Annotated in this window: 22 protein-coding genes and 1 pseudogene; 15 read left to right on the plus strand and 8 right to left on the minus strand. The window is 63.3% G+C overall.

Translation table 11 applies throughout. From position 1 onward, the window contains the following. Nucleotides 1-179: 179 nt before the first annotated feature. The gene (locus tag AC07EQ_RS18615) at nucleotides 180-806 is read left to right on the plus strand and encodes a helix-turn-helix transcriptional regulator (protein WP_478389165.1); all 627 of its coding nucleotides are present in this window, start codon (nucleotides 180-182) and stop codon (nucleotides 804-806) included. A gap of 7 nt (nucleotides 807-813) precedes the next feature. On the opposite strand, the gene AC07EQ_RS18620 is transcribed toward AC07EQ_RS18615, so the two are convergent. From AC07EQ_RS18620 to AC07EQ_RS18645, 6 genes are all read right to left on the minus strand, one after another. Continuing rightward, nucleotides 814-1,224, minus strand: coding sequence for a hypothetical protein (locus AC07EQ_RS18620; protein WP_478389166.1), 411 nt, complete (start codon nucleotides 1,222-1,224; stop codon nucleotides 814-816). 97 nt (nucleotides 1,225-1,321) lie between these two features. Beyond that, nucleotides 1,322-2,305 (minus strand): alpha/beta fold hydrolase, encoded by a 984-nt coding sequence (locus AC07EQ_RS18625; protein ID WP_478389167.1) that lies wholly within the window; start codon nucleotides 2,303-2,305, stop codon nucleotides 1,322-1,324. A gap of 24 nt (nucleotides 2,306-2,329) precedes the next feature. Continuing rightward, nucleotides 2,330-3,502, minus strand: coding sequence for a cytochrome P450 (locus AC07EQ_RS18630; protein ID WP_478389168.1), 1,173 nt, complete (start codon nucleotides 3,500-3,502; stop codon nucleotides 2,330-2,332). Continuing rightward, the gene (locus tag AC07EQ_RS18635; protein WP_478389169.1) at nucleotides 3,477-4,661 is read right to left on the minus strand and encodes a terpene synthase family protein; all 1,185 of its coding nucleotides are present in this window, start codon (nucleotides 4,659-4,661) and stop codon (nucleotides 3,477-3,479) included. The genes AC07EQ_RS18630 and AC07EQ_RS18635 overlap by 26 nt, the downstream gene beginning before the upstream one ends. Nucleotides 4,662-4,772: 111 nt before the next feature. Then, entirely contained in the window at nucleotides 4,773-5,165 is a 393-nt protein-coding gene (locus AC07EQ_RS18640; RefSeq protein ID WP_478389170.1) for a hypothetical protein, read from the minus strand. 301 nt (nucleotides 5,166-5,466) lie between these two features. Next, nucleotides 5,467-6,051 (minus strand): glycoside hydrolase family 18 protein, encoded by a 585-nt coding sequence (locus tag AC07EQ_RS18645; protein WP_478389171.1) that lies wholly within the window; start codon nucleotides 6,049-6,051, stop codon nucleotides 5,467-5,469. Here AC07EQ_RS18645 and AC07EQ_RS18650 point away from each other — a divergent pair. The 11 genes from AC07EQ_RS18650 (at nucleotide 6,029) to AC07EQ_RS18700 (ending at nucleotide 15,269) form a co-directional block, all read left to right on the plus strand. Next, on the plus strand, nucleotides 6,029-6,517 hold the full coding sequence (locus AC07EQ_RS18650; protein ID WP_478389172.1) for a hypothetical protein: 489 nt from the start codon (nucleotides 6,029-6,031) through the stop codon (nucleotides 6,515-6,517). The genes AC07EQ_RS18645 and AC07EQ_RS18650 overlap by 23 nt on opposite strands. Before the next feature lie 265 nt (nucleotides 6,518-6,782). Further along, nucleotides 6,783-6,992, plus strand: coding sequence for a hypothetical protein (locus AC07EQ_RS18655; protein WP_478389367.1), 210 nt, complete (start codon nucleotides 6,783-6,785; stop codon nucleotides 6,990-6,992). Next, complete coding sequence (locus AC07EQ_RS18660; protein ID WP_478389173.1) at nucleotides 6,976-8,244, plus strand: dihydrolipoamide acetyltransferase family protein; 1,269 nt, start codon at nucleotides 6,976-6,978, stop codon at nucleotides 8,242-8,244. The genes AC07EQ_RS18655 and AC07EQ_RS18660 overlap by 17 nt, the downstream gene beginning before the upstream one ends. 323 nt (nucleotides 8,245-8,567) lie before the next feature. Next, nucleotides 8,568-9,794, plus strand: coding sequence for a 3-deoxy-7-phosphoheptulonate synthase class II (locus AC07EQ_RS18665; RefSeq protein WP_478389174.1), 1,227 nt, complete (start codon nucleotides 8,568-8,570; stop codon nucleotides 9,792-9,794). 337 nt (nucleotides 9,795-10,131) lie between these two features. After that, nucleotides 10,132-10,362: a recombinase family protein gene (locus AC07EQ_RS18670; RefSeq protein WP_478389175.1), complete on the plus strand. Its 231-nt coding sequence runs from the start codon at nucleotides 10,132-10,134 to the stop codon at nucleotides 10,360-10,362. A 227-nt stretch (nucleotides 10,363-10,589) separates the two neighbouring features. Further along, on the plus strand, nucleotides 10,590-11,633 hold the full coding sequence (locus tag AC07EQ_RS18675) for an alcohol dehydrogenase catalytic domain-containing protein (protein ID WP_478389176.1): 1,044 nt from the start codon (nucleotides 10,590-10,592) through the stop codon (nucleotides 11,631-11,633). Between the two features lie 104 nt (nucleotides 11,634-11,737). Further along, a complete protein-coding gene (locus AC07EQ_RS18680) occupies nucleotides 11,738-12,838 on the plus strand; it encodes an ABC transporter ATP-binding protein (RefSeq protein ID WP_478389177.1) in 1,101 nt (366 codons plus the stop codon). Between the two features lie 135 nt (nucleotides 12,839-12,973). Then, the gene (locus AC07EQ_RS18685) at nucleotides 12,974-13,168 is read left to right on the plus strand and encodes a hypothetical protein (RefSeq protein WP_478389178.1); all 195 of its coding nucleotides are present in this window, start codon (nucleotides 12,974-12,976) and stop codon (nucleotides 13,166-13,168) included. A gap of 94 nt (nucleotides 13,169-13,262) precedes the next feature. Continuing rightward, the gene (locus tag AC07EQ_RS18690) at nucleotides 13,263-13,880 is read left to right on the plus strand and encodes a helix-turn-helix transcriptional regulator (RefSeq protein WP_478389179.1); all 618 of its coding nucleotides are present in this window, start codon (nucleotides 13,263-13,265) and stop codon (nucleotides 13,878-13,880) included. 451 nt (nucleotides 13,881-14,331) lie between these two features. Beyond that, a complete protein-coding gene (locus AC07EQ_RS18695; RefSeq protein ID WP_478389180.1) occupies nucleotides 14,332-14,949 on the plus strand; it encodes a helix-turn-helix transcriptional regulator in 618 nt (205 codons plus the stop codon). Continuing rightward, nucleotides 14,949-15,269, plus strand: coding sequence for a hypothetical protein (locus tag AC07EQ_RS18700; protein ID WP_478389181.1), 321 nt, complete (start codon nucleotides 14,949-14,951; stop codon nucleotides 15,267-15,269). The genes AC07EQ_RS18695 and AC07EQ_RS18700 overlap by 1 nt, the downstream gene beginning before the upstream one ends. On the opposite strand, the gene AC07EQ_RS18705 is transcribed toward AC07EQ_RS18700, so the two are convergent. Continuing rightward, nucleotides 15,260-18,958: a BTAD domain-containing putative transcriptional regulator gene (locus tag AC07EQ_RS18705; RefSeq protein WP_478389359.1), complete on the minus strand. Its 3,699-nt coding sequence runs from the start codon at nucleotides 18,956-18,958 to the stop codon at nucleotides 15,260-15,262. The genes AC07EQ_RS18700 and AC07EQ_RS18705 overlap by 10 nt on opposite strands. 297 nt (nucleotides 18,959-19,255) lie before the next feature. Here AC07EQ_RS18705 and AC07EQ_RS18710 point away from each other — a divergent pair, with 297 nt between their 5' ends. Then, nucleotides 19,256-19,726, plus strand: a complete 471-nt coding sequence (locus tag AC07EQ_RS18710; protein ID WP_478389182.1) for an SsgA family sporulation/cell division regulator — start codon at nucleotides 19,256-19,258, stop codon at nucleotides 19,724-19,726. Nucleotides 19,727-19,884: 158 nt separating this feature from the next. Here the strand turns inward: AC07EQ_RS18710 and AC07EQ_RS18715 are convergent, their stop codons facing one another. Further along, nucleotides 19,885-20,229, minus strand: coding sequence for a hypothetical protein (locus AC07EQ_RS18715; RefSeq protein WP_478389183.1), 345 nt, complete (start codon nucleotides 20,227-20,229; stop codon nucleotides 19,885-19,887). A gap of 306 nt (nucleotides 20,230-20,535) precedes the next feature. Here AC07EQ_RS18715 and AC07EQ_RS18720 point away from each other — a divergent pair. After that, nucleotides 20,536-20,666 (plus strand): annotated as a pseudogene (locus AC07EQ_RS18720) (LuxR C-terminal-related transcriptional regulator); the annotation flags it as partial. Between the two features lie 472 nt (nucleotides 20,667-21,138). Beyond that, the gene (locus AC07EQ_RS18725; protein WP_478389184.1) at nucleotides 21,139-21,966 is read left to right on the plus strand and encodes a class I SAM-dependent methyltransferase; all 828 of its coding nucleotides are present in this window, start codon (nucleotides 21,139-21,141) and stop codon (nucleotides 21,964-21,966) included. The last annotated feature ends 96 nt before the right edge of the window (nucleotides 21,967-22,062 follow it).

Raw genomic sequence — 22,062 nt, forward strand, 5'->3', positions numbered from 1 at the left:
TACGGAACAACAACGAAGATCGGCGTGTCTATTACTGCCTCGGACCCGCTGATTCGCGCCGGACTGGCCCAGTGCTTGGACGAGCGCCAACACATCGAGACCACCAACGACAACGCCGACGTTGTGGTCGTCGCCATGGATATCGCCGAAGCATCCACTTAGTTTACGGGGACATTGCCATGGATTACGGAACAACAACGAAGATCGGCGTGTCTATTACTGCCTCGGACCCGCTGATTCGCGCCGGACTGGCCCAGTGCTTGGACGAGCGCCAACACATCGAGATCACCAACGACAACGCCGACGTTGTGGTCGTCGCCGTGGATATCGCCGAAGCATCCACAATAGAATCGCTGCGAAGCCTCAATCCCGCCGCTGTCAAACCCGTTATCCTCGTAGTGGAAAACCTTTGGCGCGCCGACATAGCCACGGCGGTAAGGTTGGGCGTCCGCGCCGTCCTATGGCGCCACCACTTCTCCGCCGGGGCCTTCGCCCAAGCTATTCGAGCAGTCAGCGAAGGTGGTGGCTTTCTCCCCGTTTCAATGCAGGGCACACTCATGGATCAGCTTCAACGGACCTACCGCGAAGTGCTCGCACCGCTCGATATGACACCCTCCGGTATCACGCACCGCGACATCGATGTCCTACGTCTCGTCTCCGAAGGATTCGGCCTCGAAGAAATAGCGCAAAAACTCCACTTCTCCGAACGTACCGTCAAGAACATCCTCTACAAGTTCATGAAACGATTCGATCTCAGCAACCGTACCCACGCTGTCGCCCACGCCATCCGCGCGGGACTCATCTAAGGGTCGCTCAATGCCAACTTTTTGGTGTTCCCGACGCCGCGCGTGCCGCCCTACGCCAGTCCATCGACGGTGTCGTCGCCACCGCGTCCAGTCCGGAAGAAGCTGCGGCCACTCGACAGGCGCTGTATAGCGGCTTTGCTGACCTCGTTGCCGCCAAACGGAAAGAACCCGGCGACGATACCCCCAAGTAGTCGACGACCTTTCCCTTGTGGACGCCGAGGAACCCGTGCGGGCCGGCGAAGGCGTCCACAAGTTCGTTGAAGGCCTCCTGCGTCTCGTCGAATCGGGTGCCGCCGGCGTCCCGCAGGCTGAGGACGTAACCGCGAAAGTCGGCTGCGCAGACGAGGTCGAAGACCTGCTCGAGGCGACGGGGAAGCTGGCTTCCACGGAGCATCTTCCCGAAGCGCCCTTTGGTCAAACCGCCGGCACCGCAGGACGGGATCGCGTCATGTCAATCCACCGGGCCCAACCAAATCCGGACCGACGGGTAGCAAGTCGGGAATAGGGAAGGCCCCTCAGCGCGAGGATGCGACCGCAGCTACCGAACGAGCGAACTCGATTATCGCGGCGCTGACTTGCGTTGGGGCTTCCTGCTGCGTCCAATGCCCGACGTCAGGCAGGACCAAGGCTTCACTTCGGCCCGCCACGAGCTCATCCATGCGCTCGATTGCGTCCCGCACGCCTGGGAAGTTCAAACACCGGTCCTGTTCGCCCACCAGATACAATGCGGGACAACGAATCACACTGTTCTGCAGGAAGGCGGTGAGTTCCCAGTTGCGATCCATATTGCGATACCAATTGAGAGCACCGCTGAAGCCTGCCGAGAATTCGGCGGCATAGGTCTCAATATCGGTTTCGGTGAGCCAGGTAGGAAGTTTCTCAGGTTCTGGATAGATGTCGAGATATGTGCAACCAGCAGGGACGATGGGTGCGGGTGGCCTGACATGAGCCTTGGACTGGGACCGTGAACCGCGAAGCATCAGCCGGAAGGTCTTGTGCGGGTCCGCACCGAGGTCCGCGTCTGCCGGGCCCGGACGTTGAAAGTAATTGGTGTAAACACCGTCGCCGAAAGCTTCGACCATTTCAGCGAGTTGCGACTGCGAGCCACGGGGTCGGTACGGCAGGCTTAGGCCGACCACCCCGCGTACCAAGTCTGGCCGCATGAGCGCTGTGTTCCACGCTACTTCCGCGCCCCAATCGTGACCGACGACCACCGCTTCTTTCTCATCGAGAGCGTGCAGCAGTTGGATGACGTCGCCAACCAAATGCATAATGGAGTACTTTTCCACGGAAACCGGATGGTCGCTCTGGCCGTACCCGCGCTGATCCACCGCTACCGCCCGAAACCCGGCCTCGGCGAGTGTGGCAATTTGATGGCGCCACGAATGCCACACCTCGGGAAAGCCGTGTAAGAGCAGCACCAGAGGCCCAGTGCCGGCTTCGGCGATATGCAGGCGGACGTCACCCGCTTGAACAAATCGATGCGTAATGGAGGTCACTGTTATTGGTCCCTAGTGATCAGATTACCAGGTGACGGGGAACCGATCGAACCCGCCGATTACCGTTTCGATACGGCGCGGCAGCGCTTCGCAGGCGCGCGCTGGCCGCAGGTGAGGGAAACGTCCGAACAGTTCTGTCAGCATCACTTCAAGTTCGACTCGCGCCAGCTGCTGCCCTAGGCACTGGTGCGGGCCGAAGCCGAAGGATGCATGCCGAACTCGGCGTCGGGTTGCGTCCATCGCTTCAGGATGGGGACAAAGAGCCGGATCTCTGTTGGCGGCAGGGAGAAATGCTACGACGCGGTCCCCTTCCTTGATCTCCTGACCGCCAAGTCTGATGTGCTCGCGGGCAACCCGGTCTACGCCGTACTGAATAACAGTGATGTAGCGCAGTAGTTCTTCGACTGTTTCTGAGCTCTGCGGCGCGCCCACAAGAAGGTTGCGGCGGGCCTCCGGGTTCTGACTAAGCACGGCTACGCTTTCGGTGACCATCCCGGTTATGGTCAAATATCCGCCCATCAGCAACGTCACGGCCAAGTCGGCGAGCACGACATCGGCGAATTGCCCGGTAGCGATAAGCTCGTCAAGGAGGCCACCAGTGGGTGCGCGCCGAATCTCCTCGATCACCCGGCACATACAATCGAGGGCTTGGTCCACGAATACCCGGCTTTCCTCCGACGTCTGACCGCGACGCAAGAGACCTTCGACTATTTCTCTAAATTCAGAGCGAAAAACGGGGAGAATGCCAAGTATTTCATGAATTACACGCTCTGGTACCGGCAGGGCGAAGGTTTCGATCAGATCGGCTGATCGGTTCTGGCTTCTCGAGAGCACGTCGAGTTGCTCGCGGGCAATTTCGCGAATCCGCGGCTCCAGTCGCTGGATCCGGCGAGCAGAGAATGCCTTGTTCAGCGGCTGGCGGTACCATCCGTGTTGGGGTGGGTCATTATGCAGCAGCCGACCGATCTTACGCTCCTCTTCGGACCAAGAAGCTCGATGCATCGGCTCATCGCCGGCACCGAACCGGGCGTCCGAAAGAATCAACCGCACCTCTTCGTACCCCTTGGCAAGCCAAACCTTTTCACCCGTCGCGAGGGTTACCTGCTTAACTTGTTCACTCCAGGAGGCAAGCGCGGATAAGCACTCCTCGGAAAAGTTGAAAGAAGTGGTTTCAGACCGTGTGAATGCGTTCGCCATAACCATTTCCCTGTCTGATCGCAGCCCGCACGGCTTTGCCAAAATGGTCGTCTACCTTCCCAAACGTCACCCAGTCTTCGATGGTGAACGAGTAGGATGCCCTGGTCATATACCAATCGACGTGAAAGTCCGCACAACGAGCGAGCCATCGGTAATGCTGACTGAGTGGATGACTGGGATCGTCGGCGACTCGATGCATGTGCGCTATCTTGCCGCGCACCCCGGACAGCAAGTCTTGAATCGCCTGCAACTCGCCTACGTGTTTTTCCTTCACCATGAGGTCGACGGCGTTGACCTGCCCGGAATGCATATCGTCGTCAAGACTGGCGATATCGTTGCTCACGCGGACACACCAGCCGAGATCCAGGCAGCAAGATCGATAGCGGTCGACTTCGATCCGGTCAATATCGTGCGGCATATTTGTCATCATTGCACTGAGTAGCAGTATTGGCGCGCCTGCGTCATAGCTACCGTTCGCGAGATGTTGGTCGAGCGTTGGAGCCGATTCGTCGTTTGCTCGCGAGTTGCGACTTACCAGATGGCTTCGCAGTGTCTTCGACAGAACATCAAGAAAGATTTCTACACACTCCGCTGATTGCGCGCGACGCACGGCTCCACCCATGCAATCCGCGAAGCAGGAGATGGTCTGCTCGACAGGGGAAAGTCGTCCGCTCGCACGCGCCGAAGCGAGAACGCTATCCAGGGGGCCCGCCTCTCTCGCCGCGGATCCTCGCTGGCCCGGGATGATATTGGACGAGGTTGAGGTTCTGGCTTCGGGTATTGTGGCACTCTTGGAGGCATCCAAGCAAGCCGCCGTCAGATCTTGCAAGGCTGTTTCGTCAAAAATTCCGTACTCGTCATCTACGATGTCGTCATACACGAATAGGGTAAGGCATTGGGCGGCGAACTCGCGTACCGTCTGATTGTAGGCGCCCGCAAAGGTGTAGGCGGCAAGCAAAGATGACCAGGGGAGAGCCGCACTGCTCCGCGAAAGCTTGATGTCCGGACGGGCGCGCGTCCACTCATCCAGATCTCGGTACACGGCTACGGCCGCTTCACATTCCTGAAGCGGCCAGCGAGCGGTACGTGTTGAATTTAGCCCACCGAGAATTCCGGTCATGGAGCAGGTCAAATCAATGGGCTTGTCGCCGTTGTCCACGCGGGCCTCGATAAGTCAGGTAAGAGCTGAATAGGATGTTCCGGTTAAGAACCGAAGATGTGGTTACGGATAGATTCCTGAAGGCGACTCTAGGTAGCCGCCAGGTGCCGGTCAACGCAAGATCGGATGGGGTGAGCTGGAGGGGCAGACAGTAGGGAACGAAAGGGCAAAAATTCCGGAGGTTGGTCTCCGGCTACCGCCGTGGCTCGCCTGATCTGAGGCCGCGGCTGCGGGTTCCAGCAGGTCTCGGGTCTTGCCGCTGTCGAGGTGCACCTGGGTGCTTGTGGGCAGGCCACCAGCGGGCAGCTCGGCGATCTGTCGGCGGGTCTGTTGCAGTGTGGGTGCCAGCAGCGGCGAGTCGTGGTGGTTGGTGCCGGCGGCAACGATGTCCAGTGGCAGTCTCGCGGGCAGCAGCGCGGCGATTTGGCCCCAGATCGGCTCGATGAGACAGGGGCAGCATGGGCATGGTCGTTCCTTGTGATCACGAAGCGTCAGCAACTTCATGATCCCCACGACCATGCCCGCCCTGCCTTCAACCCGCCGCCAAGGCCAGCAAACGCTCCTACTGCGGAGCCTCTAACTCGATCCCGTCCACCGTGACGGGTTCCGCCTTCCGCACGGTCGGCCTACCGGACACCCCGGCTGCTGTCCGGACAGCAGCCGGGGTGTCCGCGTTTCGCATGCGTGAGACAAGGCCGGGGTGGCAGGAATGATCCAGTCGGCACCTGCCGCTTTCTAACGACTAGCCCTCGTGGGACTGCGGGTGACCACCAGGGCGTGGTAGGCGGGTTTGCTCAGGGCGCAGTCAGCGGCCCACGCCGTGGTCGCTCAGGACCGGGTGAGCGTCAGGGGCCGGCGGGGAAATCTCGACGCCGACCTTCATCGCCGTTGTCCGTTGGGCGAACTGCGCGGTCAGCCTGGTGAAGTCCCAGCGGTGCTGCGGCACACTGCTGCAGGTGCCAGATGTCTGTCCGTTGTCGGGCGGTGTGCATTGACGGTCGCGGTTGAGCGACCAGAACGTGTAGCGGGACAGGCCGTGGCTGATCGAGTAGTCCAGCAGCGTCTGAAGATCGGCTTGAGTGTAGTACTCGCCGAAATCCGAGCGCCCATTCATCAGCGACGCGCCCTCGTGGGCGTACGCGGTCGCGCTGTCCCAGCCGAATATGCTCATCAGGACGCCGTGGAACTTCTTGAGCAAGGCGATTTGATCGCCGACGTTCTGGAAGCCGTTGAACGGCATGATCGAGTAGTTGTTCGGTGTGAAGTTCAGGGCCTTGGCCGTGTTCAGAAGGTTCTGTCCCTGCGGCGTCGTTCCGCTGGGTGCGGCAACGGTGGTAACCGATACGTACAGGACGGCCTTATGACGGATGGCTGAAGGCGCCCAGGGCATCAATGCCGATCTTGCACCCGTAGCCGCGAGGGCTTGCACCTTCTTCTCGGTTCGTCCGCATCCGAGACGATTGCAAGCTGGTCTGTGGAAGACGTCATTCGTCACGTTGACGGCGGGTCAGCGTCGCCGCTGTATCCGCTCGTTGGTCACGCATTCCGACCAGCGGCCGGCGCAACGTGGCCGCGCCAACGATCCCGGGCGTCACCCGTCGTTGTTCCCGGGCCTGACCTTTTGCCCGAAAGTACCGGGGATGACGATCCATCGGGCACGAATTCTGCAGAGATTTGCATTCTCGAAACGTATGCCGGGAACGGTGTGCGGCGGATGGCGCGCAATTGAACCGCGTGTGCAAATGGGCAAGTCTGCCCGGGTGAAGCGTGCAAATATTCGCAGGGTGTTTGACTTTCTCGGCGGCACTGTGATCGCGGACCTCCTGAAAGAGATTGAGATTTCGATTACCGGCTAGTCCGATCGGGTGAATGTTTGATTCGGTACAAGTCCTGCGTAACGCCGCTCTTGTGCGCGCGAAATGCTCGGCTGTACTCTTCCAGCTGTCGCCGAAGTCGAGTCGCAAGGATTCACTTCGAAAAGCCCTTGAAGTGCCACCGCTGGGAGAAACAGCGCCTAGAGTTGACTTGGGCCGACGAGCTGTCGCGAGTTGAGTTCTCGGGTCTACTGCGTCGTGACCCGGTTAATTTTATTTAAACATAGCACGGCGAGAGGGGATCTGCTTGTCGAACACAGTTGTCTCCCGGCACAGCTTCGACGAGCGCATCGCTTTGATCAAGTTGTTGCTCGACGGGACCGAGGAGTCCTACGAGCCGCCGCCGATGCTGGAGGGCCGTCACCTTCCGTCGGTGGACCGGATTCTCGATGCAGTGGCCCGCCTCCAATGGGAGACGGATATCCGAGGGGGAGAGGTGCATGTCGCAGGTCTTTGAATTCCTGCTCCCCGACATCGGTGAGGGCCTCACTGAGGCGGAAATCGTTCGCTGGCTGGTGGATGTCGGCGATCGCGTGCGCGCGGACCAGCCGGTGGTCGAGGTGGAGACGGCGAAAGCCACGGTCGAGCTGCCGTGCCCGTATCAAGGAACGGTCGACAGTCGTGTCGGAGACGTGGGTGACGTCCTCCCCGTGGGCAGCGTCCTGGTGACCGTTGCGGTCGCCGCGACCGAACTCGAGTGCTCCGACGATTCGGCCAAGGTGCTTGTCGGCTCCGGCGTCAGCAGCGCACCCGTTCGCCGGCGCGGTCGGGTTCGGGCGGGGGCGGTTCCCGTTCCGAGGACCACAAGTCTTTGTGCTCAGCCTGCCCCCAGCCGGGATTCCGGCTCGTCGGCGCTGGTGACCACGCCGGTCGCCGTCGTTTCGCCACTGGTGCGCCGCCTCGCGAGGGACAACGGGCTTGATCTGCGCGCGGTCCAAGGCACCGGCACCGATGGTGTGATCACGCGCGCCGACGTCGAACGGGCCATCGCCGCAGCCTCCCAGGTGGATTCCGCCGACCGGCGAGGAGGTGAGCGGGTTCCGATTCGTGGCATGCGCAAGGCGGTTGCCGACAAGCTCTCCCGCAGTCGACGCGAAGTTCCGGACGTCACGTGTTGGGTGGATGTCGACGCCACCGAGCTGCTCGCGGCACGGGACGTACTCAACGCAGGCGCTGAGGCGAACCGAATCAGCCTGCTCGCGTTCCTGGCACGCATTTGCGTCGCTGCCGCGTGCCAGTATCCTGAGCTGAATTCCACGGTGGACGTCGAACGTCAAGAGATTGTCCGCTTTTCAGCTGTCAATCTGGGTATTGCGGCCCAAACCGAGAAGGGCTTGTTCGTGCCCGTGGTGCACGACGCCCACAAGATGACCACTGCCGATTTGTCCGTCGAGATCGCGCGGCTCACCCAGGCCGCCCGTGCCGGGACACTCGCTCTTTCTGAGCTTACCGGTGGAACCATCACGTTGAACAACTACGGCGGCTATGGAGTCGATGGCTCCACTCCGATCATCAACCACCCGGAGGCCGCGATGCTCGGCGTCGGCCGCATCGTGGCCAAGCCCTGGGTGCACGAAGGCGAATTGGCGGTGCGCAAGGTCGTGCAGCTCTCGTTGACGTTCGACCACCGAGTCTGCGATGGCGAGGTCGCATCAGGCTTTCTCCGCCATGTCGCCGACCGGGTAGAACAGCCGCTCAAGCTCCTATGAGTCCACGGAGGAGGAATGACCAGGTCTCTCATCTCCATGCCAGGGGAGACCGTTGACGGCGGTTTTGACGTGTTACAGCTTCGTCGGCGCATTGACGACATCGACCAGAGCATCATCGATTTGATCCGTACTTGCAAGGAAATATCCCGGCAGGTGCAGCGCATTCCCACCGACGTGGGCGGGCCGCGGTCGAACCCGTCCGGGAGGCCGATATCACCAACAACTACCACGTCCCGTTCGGCGACGCCGGTAGTGCACTCGCTGCCGCACTGTTGCAGATCTGCCGGGGCTGACACGCACCTCTACTGTGGCTGAAGGTTGAAATGAACAGATCGCATGCCCTGCTCGATCCGCCGGCCCTGCTCGATCCGGCTGCAGCACAACAACCAGATTGGCCGGATCCGTGTGCGCTGCGGGACGTGGTGGGTGAACTCGCCGCGCAGCCGCAACTCGTCTCGCCCCGAGAGTGTGATCGACTATTGGCGAGACTCGCGTCGGTGGCCGCTGGCGAGGCATTCCTCCTCCAGGGAGGGGATTGCGCGGAGACCTTCGCGGGTGCCACTCCGGAGACCATCGAGGGGAAGGTGCGCATACTCCACCAGATGGCGGAGATCCTCGCGGCCAACATGAATTTGCCCGTGGTGACCGTTGGCCGCATCGCGGGGCAGTACGGAAAACCCCGGTCCTCGGCAACGGAAACCAAGGACGGGACGGTGCTGCCGAGTTACCGGGGTGACGCCGTGAACGGGACGGACTTCACAGCCGAGGCCCGGACACCGGACCCGAGGAGACTCCTACAGGCATACCGGACAGCTGCTGACACCTTGGTGCGGCTTCGGGAGCTGACCGGCAACGTCGCGCTGGTTCGCGAGGAGTTCTTCACCAGCCACGAGGCGCTGCTGCTTCCATACGAAGTAGGCCTCAGTCGCACCGACTCCCTGACGGATCGGCGGTTCGGCACATCGGGCCACATGCTTTGGATCGGGGAGCGGACCAGGAAACTCGACGGTGCGCACGTGGAGTTCGCCGCTGGGATCTGCAATCCCATCGGCGTGAAGCTTGGCCCGACCGCCGACCCGGCCGACGTATTGACGTTGATCGACAGGCTGGACCCGGACCGCGAACCGGGCCGACTCACCCTGATCACTCGAATGGGAGCAGGGAAGATCCGCGATGTGCTTCCGCCGCTCGTGGAGAAGGTCACGGCGAGTGCGGGCTCGGTGGCGTGGGTGTGCGATCCCATGCATGGAAACACTTTCTCCTCGCCGAACGGCTACAAGACCCGTCGCTTCGAAGACGTACTCGACGAGATTGTGGGCTTCTTCGAAGTGCACCGTGCGCTCGGCACCCATCCGGGCGGCCTGCACTTGGAGCTCACCGGTGAGGCTGTCACCGAGTGCGTAGGGGGGAATCCCGCGGTGACCATGGAAAGTCTCAGCCGGTGTTACGAGACGGCGTGCGACCCGCGCCTGAACCGCGACCAAGCACTCGAGCTCGCCGTCGCGGTGGGCTATCTGGCGAGGACCGCGGAGGGGACGGCTGTCTCCTGATTTCTGTCACTGGAGTCGCGCAAGCGCCGAGTGAAACATCGAAACATATACTCGAGCTCGGCGCCTGCACCGGTCAACTCACTGCCGAGCTCTTACATTCCAGCAACGATCCGCGACGAGATCAACACCCTGCTGCACGACTGACCGCACCAGGCTGGAAGCCAGGGTTCGCGGGTCATCGGACCGCCACCGCGTGCAGCTGTGTTGCAGTGCGCGGAATTCGTCCGACCATGTCGAATTCTGGCCGGGCAGGCCGTTCGTGCCCCGCTGGATGCCGGCAGAAAATGCTGGTGAATATCCACGGCGGCTCGTCCGGCCGAAATCTCTGGTCATCGGGATGCCCAACGTCGAGACCAATGCCGTCCCGGAATTGGTTGGCGGACCGGGTTTGTATGCGCGGGTTTCCTTTCGCGGCCAGAAGGACGATCTGGAGCGTCAGGTTGCCCGCCTGTCGGCGTGGGCGGCGGAGGCCGGTCATCGAGTGGTGCGGGTCGATTCGGAGGTCAGCTCGGGCATGAACGGCCTGCGGTCTGCTCCGCCCGGGATCTGCGCACGGTTCGGCAGCTGATGCGGATCGCCGGGCGCACGGTGGTCTCGATCATTACCGGGCCGAGCCTGCGCGAATGGGCAAGGTGGCGAGGATGTAGGGGCCTGGATCTTTCTCATGGTCTGGCTTGGGGTCGTATCTGGTCTTTTAATGTCCGGCGGTCTTGTTGGGTGTTGGGCCACGTTGGTGCTCAATTGAGCGCAATTCCGGGGTGGGGCGACAACGGTGTTGAGGAGGGTGCGTTGCCGATGCGGGCTGCCGTCATCAGCTGGCCGGGGGTGATCGGTGTGGGTGAGGTGCCTGATCCGGAACCGGGCTTGGGGCAGGTGGTTGTCCGGGTCCGTGCGTGCGGGGTCTGCGGGCTAGATGTGCTTATCGCCGACGGCGAGCTTGCTTCCGTGCCGTATCCGATCGTGCCGGGGCATGAGTTCAGCGGCGAGATCGTTGCATTGGGGCCAGGCGCGCCGAGGAAGTGGCGGGTCGGGGATAGTGTGACGGTCGATCCGATCCTGCCCTGCGGGCAGTGCGCGGCGTGCTGTTCGGATTACATGATGGAGTGCGAGCAGCGCGGTGCTATCGGTGAGACGGTGAACGGTGCGTTCGCGGAATACGTCGCTGTGCCCGCCGCCAACTGCTACCGGATTCCGGACTCGATGACCTGGGCGCAGGCAGCGATGGTCGAACCGGCCTCGCGTGCACTCAGGGCCGTGCGCAGGTTCGGCGTCGTCGCTGGGCAGCGCGCACTGGTCGTGGGAGCGAACACGACTGGGCTGCTGCTGCTGCAGGCGCAGCGACTCAGCGGTGTCAAGGTAACCATCGTTGACCGCGACCCGGGGCTGCTGGATCTCGCGATGGACCTCGGCGCGTTTGCGGTTGCCACGGACATCGCCCAGGCCGGCGGTGAGAAGTTCGATGTTGCGATCGACTGCACCAGCGATCCGGAGGCGATGGAGGGGGCGTTCGACGCGGTACACGCAGATGGCCGGCTGCTCGTGTTCGGGACGCCCCACGCGAGCGGGCGTATCCAGGTGTCGCGAGTTCCGTTCTACGATCTGCAAGCCGAGCTGAATCGCTCGATGGCCGTGCTCAACAGCTTCGGCGTCGCGCTCGAACTGATCGCATCAGGATCGATCCGAACCGATCCGTTGCTGACTCACGCCTTGCCGCTTGCGAGCTTCGACGAAGCTTTGAAACTGACCCGCAGCGGCGCCGAGTTGAAGGTCCAGGTGCTGCCGGACTTCGAGGCGCTCGATCCCGAGCGGACCATCGACCTCGGCGGGCGTGGTCAGTAGTCCAACGTGCTCGTGACCGTGATCGTCGGTACCGGCCGAGCCGTCCGAGCTGAGCAACCCCTTCGGAACCAGATCCAGTCCCAGCAAGACATGGAGGAAACGGCATGGCAGAAGTCGCCTACGTGGAGGCATCGCGGGTCTACGGCGGTGCTTCGAAGGTGCGCGCCGTCGATCGGCTCGATCTTTCCATCTCCGATGGTGAATTCCTGGTCCTGGTCGGCCCGTCAGGATCGGGCAAGTCCACCGCCCTGCGCATGGTGGCCGGCCTGGAAGAAGTCGACGAAGGAGAGATCCGCATCGGCCCCCGTGCGGTGAGCAGCCTCCCGCCGAAGGACCGCGACATCGCGATGGTCTTCCAGTCCTACGCCCTGTACCCGCACATGACTGTTGCGGAGAACATGGGTTTCGCGCTGAAGCTTCGACGCATGCCCGGATCCCAGATCAAGGAGAAGGTCGCCGAAGCCGCGGCGATGCTGGATCTCACCGAGTACCTGGACCGCAAGCCCAAGGCGCTCTCCGGTGGGCAGCGGCAGCGGGTCGCCATGGGCCGTGCGATCGTGCGGGAGCCGAGCGTATTCCTGATGGACGAGCCCCTGTCCAATTTGGATGCCAAGCTTCGGGTGGAGACGCGGGCGAACATCGCGTCGGTGCAACAGCGCCTGGGGACGACGACGATCTACGTGACGCACGATCAGGTCGAGGCGATGACGATGGGGGACCGGGTGGCGGTGCTCGCCGACGGTGTGCTGCAGCAGTGCGCCAGCCCTCGGGAGTTGTACGAGGCCCCGGCGAATTCGTTCGTCGCGGGTTTCATCGGCTCGCCCGCAATGAACCTGCTGGACCTGCCGTTGGACGCGGCCGGTGTCGTGATCGGCGGACTGACGGTCGCGTTGCCCCGGGAGGCGCTTTCGGATGCCTCCGCAAAGCAGTTGGCGGAGGTGACCTTCGGGGTGCGGCCGGAGTCGTTGCGACTGGTGGGGGCGGACGAGGAAGGTTTTGACCTCATCGTGCGACTGGTCGAAGAACTGGGCTCGGACGCCTATGTGCACTGCGTTGTCGCTGGGGCGGAGCAGCGCATTGTCGTCCGCGTGGATGGCCGGACCCCGCCCTACATCGGTCAGCGGATCCGGGTCGCAGTGCGCGATACCGCCGAGGTCCACGTGTTCGACCCGAACACGACGCAGCGGTTGAGCGGCTCTCCATGAGGCGCGTTTCGTCGCCGGCGGTGCGTTACCAGGCAGAGTGCGTTAGTCGAAAGGTCAGTTCTGGTTGCCGGATCGGCTACCGCGTCGAGATTCAGGCATGGTTGGTCCGTAAACGTCGGGTCGAGGAGGAGTTCGTTGGCGACGATCGATCTGCCTGAGGATGTTGAGCACGTGCTGCGGCAGCTGGAGTCTGAGATGACGGATACTCGCGAGTACATCCTGCGGTGCCGTGCGTCGGGGGACGAACAGGCGGCTCAACTCCACGTCATCTGGATCGACCTCCTGCTGGACGAGTGGAACCGTTGCCGGTTGGTCGCGCAAGAGTTCTGACCAGGGCTCTCTCACATAGAGGCGACGTAGAGAATTCGTGAAGACGGGCTTCGCACACTGAGATCACATCATCACTCAACGTGTGGGAGTCCCGATGGACCGAGTGCGAGTGGCCGTGCAGGCAGCAGACCCCATCACCCTGGCCGGCCTCACCAGCTGCCTGAGGTCACGGCCGGAACTGGTCATTGAGCCGACCCACGCTGAGGCCGACGTGATCGTATTCGCCACGGATCGGGTCAACATTCAGGTCCTGGCCGACCTGCGGCAGTCGGCGCAAGAGGTCTCCGTGCCCAGAGTGCTGGTGACCAACGAGCTCAACCCCGTTGACGTGCTCAGCGTGGTCGAATCCCGTGTGGTGGCTGTGCTGCCGCGAACGGCCGCGACCGGGACGAGGCTGATCAACAGCGTCGTCGCCGCGGCCAACGGCGGGGGCATGATGCCGCCCGATCTGCTGGGCGAGTTGCTCAAGCAGATCGACTACCTGCATCGGGAAGTGCTGACGCCCCGCGGCTTGAGCTCTTCCGGGCTGACCACCCGGGAGGTCGACGTCCTGCGGTTGATGGCCGATGGATTGGACACCGCGGAGATCGCGCAGAAGCTGTGCTATTCCGAGCGGACCGTCAAGAATGTCATCTACGGCGTGACCGGTCGGCTCAACCTGCGCAACCGGCCACACGCGGTGGCTTTTGCGATGCGAGCCGGGGTGATCTGACCGCGCCCGGCAACGGGGCGGCATTGCGCGACCTGCTGCTGGACGTCGACCCAGGCGACCTATCTGTGCTGGTCTTGACGTTGGCGCCGTTGCGGGAGTTCGACGGTCACCGATCACCGGACGGTTCTCGTCACCACGGTCTTCAACCTGGCTGGTGCACCGCTGGCGGCGTAGTGGACGCTGTCGCGTTTGCGTCGGCTGTGGCGTGGGTCTCGGCAGAGTTCGTTTTGGGTTGACGCGGGGGCAGAAGGGGTTGCCTGAAAGGTCAGTTCTCGTCTTGGTGGTCGCTGTGGGTGCGGGTTTCGGGGATGGTTGGTCGCCGGGGGAGATGTTGTCGTCTGGTGCAAGGGTTTTGGGCGGGTTGTTGGGGTCTTTAGATGGTGTAGAGATTTTGTGAAGATGGGTTTTGCACACTGGGGTCACAGCGTCACGGAGCGTGTGGGAGATCCTGATGGACCGAGTGCGAGTGGCCGTGCAGGCAGCAGACCCGATCACCCTGGCGGGGTTGGTGAGTTGTCTGAAGTCGCGGGCGGAGTTGTTCGTGGTGCCGAGTCCGGCCGAAGCCGATGTGGTCGTGTTCGCCGCGGACCGAGTGAGTGCCCAGGTGCTGGCCGATCTGCGCCTGTCGGCACAGCAGGTGTCGGTGCCTTGTGTGCTGGTGACCAACGAACTCGATCCGTCCGATGTCCTGCGTGCGGTGGAGGCCCGTGTGGTGGCGGTGCTGCCGCGAATCGCCGCGACCGGGACGAGGCTGATCAACAGCGTGGTGGCCGCGGCCAGGGGTGGCGCTGTGATGCCGCCGGATCTGCTGGGCGAGTTGCTCAAGCAGGTCGATCATCTGCAGCGTGAAGCGCTGACGCCGCGGGGTTCGACAGCGGCCGGGCTGACCAGCCGTGAGGTTGACGTGCTGCGGTTGATGGCCGATGGGTTGGACACCGTGGAGATCGCGGAGAAGCTGTGTTATTCGGAGCGGACGGTGAAGAACGTCATCTACGGGGTGACCAATCGCCTGAACCTGCGCAACCGGCCGCACGCGGTGGCTTTTGCGATGAGAGCCGGAGTGATCTGATGGGTGTGAGGATCAGGGAAACGGCCGGTTGCGTCCCTGCCGCGGCAGGCCGCGAAAACCGCAGGCGCCGCAACGCCATGGCGCAGAAGAACTCGAGGTCCATTGGGGACACGCTTGCGGCGAGAACGACTCGCCGTGTGCTGCCCTGCAGTGACGAGCAAGGCCGTGACAGCGAACTCACACTCGCATTCACCGGCCGCCGGCTGGTGCTGACCACACCGGACGGCACCGCTGCGGTCCTCACTCCCTTGCAGAGCGAACGGTTGCGGTCCGCGGTCCGCGATCTGCTGCTGGATGTCGACCCGAGCGACTACGCGTGATCGGCCTGCAGACTCTCCGGTCCGCGCCTGCGGACCTCGTCGACGATGGCGACCCGGGAATGCGCGTTGAGCTTCCCCAGGATGTGGGCAACGTGACTTTGCACCACGCGTCTCGGCAGGCCCAGTTCGGCCGCGATGTCCGGGTTGGAACGGCCTTCGGCCACGAGAATCGCGATCCGGACCTCATCGCGGGACAGCGCCTCCCAGCCTTCGGCGGGATGGACGACCGAGATGTCCGGGCTCGGGCGGATCCCGAACCCGCGGAGTCGTGACTCGGCGCGGCGGATGTCCCAGCGGGCGGACAGCCCGGCGAAGTGCTGGATCGCCTCGTCGAGTGCGCACTGCGCTTCCGTGAGCAGATTCCGTTGCGCCAGCAGCAAAGCAGCATCCTCCAAAGCCCCGGCCAGTTCGACCACGCGCCCCACTTCCCGGTAGTGCCGCCCCGCCGCCATGACCGGTTCGGGGTCACCAGCGATGAGTCCCTCGCATCGGGCCGCTGCCGCGAATGCCCGGGCCGGCCGGGTTTCCTTGGCGGCTTCGTCCCGGCACACGGCCAACGCCTGGTTTGCCAGATCGAGATCGCCGAGTTCGACCGCCAACCGGACCATGATCGGCAACCACTGGTGGCGCAGCATCAGCGGGGCGAATCCGGGATTCAGGATCGGGTCCATAATCGACAGTGACTTCTCCGGCTCGCCGCGCTGTTCGGCCGCCAACGCCCGGGCGATCAGCAAGAAGTCAACATTCTCGCGCTCCGCGCCGCTGGATGGCGCGTACTCCTCGGCCGCGTCCAGATGGCGGGCGGCTGTCTTGCCGTCTTCCCGCTGCCCGGCGATCAACGCGCTGACGCCGTGCGAAAGCAGCGCCGCTGGGCCGGGCTCGCGCAATCCGTAGAAGGAGATCGCGGGGCCGTCCTCGGTCAAGGTCTGCAACTGGAGCATGGCGTCGTCCCAGCGGCCTACCCAGAAGTAGTGGACCGCCTCGGCAACTTGGAGGCCACTGGACGGAAGGTGCTGGGCCGCGATCTGGCGGGCCTCGAGCATCGTCGTTTCCGCCTCGTCGAGGCGATCCAGGTTCTGCAGCGTGAACGTGCGGTTGTCGAGCAGGTCGAAGCGGAACTCGGAGAATTCGGGATCATCCCCGACCACGTCGAGAGCCTTGTCGACGTGTTCGAGCGCGCGTACGTGATCCCGCTGCACCGTCTCGACCAACCACATGGTCTGCAATGCGTGCGCGATGGGGTAGGGCTCGCCGGTGGTCACTGCCTGCGCGTAGGCCTTGTCGGCGCTTTTCTGAGTGGCATCGAGATCGCTGAGGTCGCCGCGCTGGAAGTTCGCTGCCAGCGACCTGTGTCTACTGCGCCAGATCTCCGGTACTGCTGGATCGTCGGCCGCGTTGCCCAGCGTGTCGAGAGCAGCGGCCAACTCGCCCTTGCGGTACAGCGTCGCGACCAGCAGCTGCCGCATCTCCGCCGACCGGTACGGGTCGGTGGCGATCGCGAGGGCCTGGCGTGCTTTGTTTTCCGTGTCGCGTCCCGCCCGGAACAGTACCTTCACGAGCGCGGCGAGCAGCACTTCCCGGTTGGGGTCACCGACCGGGCAGGTTTCCAGCGCGCGTGCGAAAAGGTCGATGGCGATCAGCGGGGCACGGTTGGACACCGCGACGTGATGCTCCGCCAGCCATTCCAGTACCCAGCGGTCGTTGGCGGTCGACGCTGCGAGAAGATGCTCGGCGACCTGCTCCACCCGTGCGCCGACCTGGGCCAGTTTTTCCGCCGCCTGCCGGTGCAGTGCGCCCCGGGCGGCCTTCGGGATTCCGTCGTAGAGCGCCTGGCGCAGCAACGGGTGGCGGAATGCCATCTGGACTTCGGCATCGACCAGAACGTCGGCGGAGACGGCCTCTTCGAAGGCGTCCAGCAGCTCGAACGCTTGTCTACCCATGGCGGCGGCGACTTCGGTGCAGGAGAACTCCAAGCCGAGCAGCGCGCCCCAGCGAAGCACTTCCCGGGTTGGCGAGGAGAGGAACTCCAGTCGTTTGCCGATCGCGGCGACCAAAGACCGAGGGGCCTGCGAGATCGACGAGGCGGGAACGTCTGCGGTGCCATTGGTGATCGCTACCGCCTCAGAGCGGAGCAGTGTGCCGGTGATTTCCTGCACATACAGCGGGTTGCCCGCCGCGCGCCCTGCGATTTCCCGCAGCACTGGCCCTGGTTTGGCCCCGACGATCTCGCGAAGCAGCTGGATGGTCTCCAGATCGGTCAGCGGTTCGAGGAGGAAGACCTCACCGTCGCGCGACTCGACAGCGCGGCGCAGCTGCCGCAGCTCGACCCTGTCGGGTGCCGGGCGTGTTGCGGCCACGAGCAGCAACGGTAACTGGCGCGTTGCCGCGCAAAGCCGGTGCCACACCAGCACGCTGGCTTCGTCCGCCCACTGCAGGTCGTCGATGACCAGGATCAGCGGCGAGATGGCACACAGCTCGTCGACGAGTTCCAGCAGCTGATCCACCGGCTCCGTGGAGCGCTCACCGTGCAGGGTGGCGGCCAGCTTCGCCCGTCGCGGGTCGGGTGCTTTCGTATCGATGCCGAGGCATTCCGCCATGACCTGCAGCGGGAAACGCTGACTCAGTTCGTCGGCGACCGCCCAGGCGAGTTGGCAGCCGAGACGGCCGGCATCGGCGAGGGCGACCGTGAGCAGCTCCGACTTGCCGATACCGGGTTCGCCCTCGATCCACACCGAACGGCCGCGGCCGGCCAGCACTTCCGCGACCAGTTCCTGCAGGCGCGTGCTTTCAGCCAGGCGTCCGACGTAACGCCTCTTGTCGCTTTGCTGCAGTGCCCGGTTGACGTAGGCGGGAACGATCGAGAGTGGCGTGGTGTGGCGAACCAGCGATGTCCTCGCCGGTGTCGGGTCCAAGTCAGGATCGTTGGCCAGGATCTGTTCATGCACTCGACTCAGCTCAGGCCCGGGTTCGATGCCGAGCTCTTCGACCAACGCCCGGCGGGCCTCGCGGAAGACCTCTAACGCCTCCGCCGATCTGCCACTGCGGTACAAGGCGGTCATCAGCAGCACGCGCAGGGACTCACGCAACGGGAATTCGCGGACCAGACCGGCAAGTTCGGCCGCCAGCTCGACGTGGCTGCCATGCACGAGCATCGCTGTCGAGCGGTGTTCGATGGTCATGAGGCGTAACTCGGCGAGTCGCTCGCGCTGCAGCTGGGCGAACGGTCCCGGAATACCAGCGAGAGCCTCCCCTTGCCACAAACCCAATGCGGCGTTCAGGGACTCGACCGCGCCCTCGTGGTCACCGGAGGCGAGCTGCTGCCGCCCCTGCTCGCGCAACCGGTCGAACACCTTGACGTCCAGGTTCTCAGTCGGCAGCCGAAGCGTGTAACCGGCGGAATGCGAGATCAGGACGCCGTCGTTGGACCGGCGGGAGCGCTGCGGTTCCAGGCTGCGGCGCAGTCCCGAAATGTAGGTGTAGACGCTGCCTTCGGCGCTGGCCGGCGGGCGATCCCCCCAAAGGGCGTTGATGATTTCGTGCCGGGGCACGACGTGTTGGGCCTGCAGCGCCAGCACTGCGAACACGGCTCGTTGGCGTGGCGGACCAAGCGAGATCTCGTCCTGTCCGAGCCACACACGCAACGGTCCAAGCAACGCGACCCTAAGCGGTCCGTTCGCGCTCGCGGGCATCGCCACCCCTATTTCCACAGTCGCAAAAGATAGCGTCTCTCTCCGCAATATTTGCACCTTCGGGAACCACATTGTGCCCACGGCGGCTGATTGCCCGAAGGACTGCCTGTTTGTACACGCGTAAGGGGTTACCATCGGGCTCCGGTTTCCGGTACTGGATCGCCTGGATCGATCAATCGGTCAAAAAGGATCTTCTTCGGGGCGCTCTTGGCCTGGTTGAGCGCCTGCCGAGCGGAGCAGCCCAGGTGTCACCGGAGTCTGAAGATGTCGTGAAGAAGGCGTGAATCCGGGTTGGCCATGCTGCATTTCGTGGGGGAGTCAAGCTTGAAGGAGTGCAGCATGATGGCCAAGAACCACCGGACGATCATCCGCTTCGCCACTGTCTTCAGCCTGGCCACGCTGCCAGGGGTGAGCGCCCAGGTTCGGGTGGAACTGCGGTACGAAACCCGCGACCCGTATGCGGTGGTCATGATCTTCAACGCGGGGCGGAGTCGCGAGGTTCGCTGGGAAGTCGCCCGCGACCTGCTCGCCGACGGGCTGGTCGCCGACAGCGGGGAAGGTGACATGCGCATCGGCCCTTGTCCGGACAAGCCCGAGCTCGTCTTGATCACGTTGCGCTCACCGTCGGGAGAAGCCACCTTCGAAACGCCCGCTGAGAAGCTGGCGCAATTCTTGGACGACACCTATGACATCGTCGAACCCGGCGACGAACACCGGTGGATGAGTGTCGACGAGGCGTTGAACCGGCTGCTCCCAAACGACCTGTAACCGACCGGTATTCACCCTCGCGCCGTGCGGTGTCGGTAAGGACCGACGCCGCACGGCGCATTCGTGGTGCGTACCGCGGAGTGATTCGCGCACTAGTCGAGGGGGGCAGGATTTCCTGCCCCCCTCGCGCGGAGATTCATTTGTGCTTGTTGGCCGGATCAAGCCAGACCGAGAAAACGGGGGGCTTTGATCGAGACCGTCGGGGTATCGGTGACAGCTTGTGACTCCAGGCGGCTGATGTGGGTGAGATCGCCGTTGTAGGTTTCGATGACTGTCCGAAGGATGCTGCGGTCTTCACGTGAGACCATTCGCTGCTTGGCCGCAGCGATGGACGCCAGCGCTTCCGCCGCAGGCAACGCCCTTCCACCTTCCAGGTAGCCGGCCACTTTGTTCGCCTGCTCGTCGTTCAGGGCCGAGCCCATGTGGAAGAGCACCTGGTCGAGGGCGCTGCTGAAGCTCTGCGGGGATTCGGGGGCGATGACGCCCGGGTCCATGACAGACATGTCGTTCTCCCTTGCGTGCGTCAGGGGCAGATACTCCGTGGCGCGCGATTACGAATTTGTGCGTCGACAGCGAACGGCCGGGAGACGCGCCGCCTGGACCGGAGGGTGGCGGAGCATGTCGTTCCCGAAATGGTCGATCCCTGTGCCCGCAGCACAAAGCTACTCGCCCCGGCCAGCACTGGCCACGACGTGAGTTGTGCGTTGCCCGCATGACTCACCAAGATTGCACTCGTCCCCAGTGCCGGGCCGAGTTCCGCGGGCGCACGGGTACCGCCCTGCGATGGCGTACGTTGGCGGGTTTCCATTGGCTGGGATTCTGCCGACATTGCCGCCGTGCTCTCTGCTCAGAGCGAACAGTGAAGAACGTCATCTACGGGATGGCCGACTGGCTGAAGTTGCGCAACCGGCAGCATGCCGTGGCCTACGCGGTGCGCGCCAGTGCGTTCGCGGTCGCTTGGGCGGAACAGAAATCGTGCGCGCGGTTGATCGCCGCGCATCCCAGCTGTGCGATCGGCCGGTTGCCAGGTATCCGGACGGAATCCAGTAAGTTGATCATCCACGCCGTCGTGGACGGCCCGTGCCGAGCGGGTGCGCAACAGCGAGAAGCTGCTGATCGCTCGGAGCTCAGGTATCAACGGTGCCATGACGCCAGCTTCTGGTCACGCTACGTGGCCCAATCCGAACACGGACACGGCTCGAGTCAAACGGGCAAACCAGCCTGCACTTTTTCCCCCGTTCGCCGAGTTTTGATGTACTGCTGAGGGCCGGAAAATTTAAGCTGCCGACCGTGTTTCTCGACGAACCTCCGCAACTGGCCAATTGTCGGAAAAGGTGGGGCCGGGCCGAGTATTCGGAACTCTGAAAAGTTCGGTTTCTCTTTAGTTGGTTGAATCGTAGAAAGGTTCTAGTGTGGTCTCGAGTGCGATTCCTTACGGGCAGGTTCTCTTCACGCACGGCCATGCCGCGGAGGCGGAACGGTTGACTGCGTTAGCGGCGGCGTTTGACTCTGACACCATCCATCGGCTCGAGAGGCTCGGTATCCAGCCCGACTGGAACTGTTTGGAGATCGGAGCCGGCGTCGGTACGATAGCCAACTGGCTGGCAGCCCAATGCCCTCGCGGCCGTGTCGTTGCCACCGATCTCGACACCAGCCTGATTTCAGACGAAGAGTGTCCCTCAAATTTGCAGATTATCGCGCATGATGTGACTGTCGATGATCTCCCCGAGGGCGCCTTCGATCTGATTTGCTCCAGGTTCGTGTTCGAGCACCTCGCCGACCGTGACGCCGTGCTCGCCAAGGTGGTCCGCTCGCTGGCCCCAGGTGGCTGGCTCCTCCTGGAGGACACCGGACCGTTCCCGTTCGACTCATCGCCGAATGCGTTGTACCGCAAGGTCAGTAAGGCGGTGCTGTCGATCGCCACCAAGCGAATGGGAAGCGACTACGAATGGTCGCGAGCGTTCCCGGCCCAGTTGCGCGCGAACGGGCTGGTCAACACTGGTGTCCATGCCTCGAGCCACGGGGTTGGGGCCACCCCGATGGGCCGTGCGTGGCGGCTGACTGCCGAGCACATCGCGGCCGACCTGAATACATACTTCGGGATCACCGCAGTCGAGCTTGCGGAGTTCGCCGACCAGGTCGAGAGCTCCTCGTTCGATGACCTGTGCATCGCGAGCGTCGCGGCCTGGGGGCAGCGACCTCCAGCGACAGATCTGCCCAACCCGCGATTCCCTGCGTGAGGGAGACCGGCATGTCGACCCAGCTGATATCTGATCACGGAGGCACTGCGGCCGCGTGAGTACCAGGTCGGTGCCGAATCAGTTCTCGCGGAACCA

The sequence above is a fragment of the Saccharopolyspora sp. NPDC045839 genome (assembly GCF_056431645.1).

Coding starts and splice junctions, on each gene's coding strand:
- AC07EQ_RS18660 (WP_478389173.1), top strand. CDS start 6,976: ATGTCGCAGGTCTTTGAATTCCTGCTCCCCGACATCGGTGAGGGCCTC.
- AC07EQ_RS18690 (WP_478389179.1), top strand. CDS start 13,263: ATGGACCGAGTGCGAGTGGCCGTGCAGGCAGCAGACCCCATCACCCTG.
- AC07EQ_RS18640 (WP_478389170.1), bottom strand. CDS start 5,165: ATGAAGTTGCTGACGCTTCGTGATCACAAGGAACGACCATGCCCATGC.
- AC07EQ_RS18705 (WP_478389359.1), bottom strand. CDS start 18,958: ATGCCCGCGAGCGCGAACGGACCGCTTAGGGTCGCGTTGCTTGGACCG.
- AC07EQ_RS18650 (WP_478389172.1), top strand. CDS start 6,029: ATGGCTGAAGGCGCCCAGGGCATCAATGCCGATCTTGCACCCGTAGCC.
- AC07EQ_RS18675 (WP_478389176.1), top strand. CDS start 10,590: ATGCGGGCTGCCGTCATCAGCTGGCCGGGGGTGATCGGTGTGGGTGAG.
- AC07EQ_RS18715 (WP_478389183.1), bottom strand. CDS start 20,229: ATGTCTGTCATGGACCCGGGCGTCATCGCCCCCGAATCCCCGCAGAGC.
- AC07EQ_RS18680 (WP_478389177.1), top strand. CDS start 11,738: ATGGCAGAAGTCGCCTACGTGGAGGCATCGCGGGTCTACGGCGGTGCT.
- AC07EQ_RS18710 (WP_478389182.1), top strand. CDS start 19,256: ATGCTGCATTTCGTGGGGGAGTCAAGCTTGAAGGAGTGCAGCATGATG.
- AC07EQ_RS18665 (WP_478389174.1), top strand. CDS start 8,568: ATGAACAGATCGCATGCCCTGCTCGATCCGCCGGCCCTGCTCGATCCG.
- AC07EQ_RS18615 (WP_478389165.1), top strand. CDS start 180: ATGGATTACGGAACAACAACGAAGATCGGCGTGTCTATTACTGCCTCG.
- AC07EQ_RS18630 (WP_478389168.1), bottom strand. CDS start 3,502: ATGGCGAACGCATTCACACGGTCTGAAACCACTTCTTTCAACTTTTCC.
- AC07EQ_RS18670 (WP_478389175.1), top strand. CDS start 10,132: ATGCCCAACGTCGAGACCAATGCCGTCCCGGAATTGGTTGGCGGACCG.
- AC07EQ_RS18645 (WP_478389171.1), bottom strand. CDS start 6,051: ATGCCCTGGGCGCCTTCAGCCATCCGTCATAAGGCCGTCCTGTACGTA.
- AC07EQ_RS18700 (WP_478389181.1), top strand. CDS start 14,949: ATGGGTGTGAGGATCAGGGAAACGGCCGGTTGCGTCCCTGCCGCGGCA.
- AC07EQ_RS18695 (WP_478389180.1), top strand. CDS start 14,332: ATGGACCGAGTGCGAGTGGCCGTGCAGGCAGCAGACCCGATCACCCTG.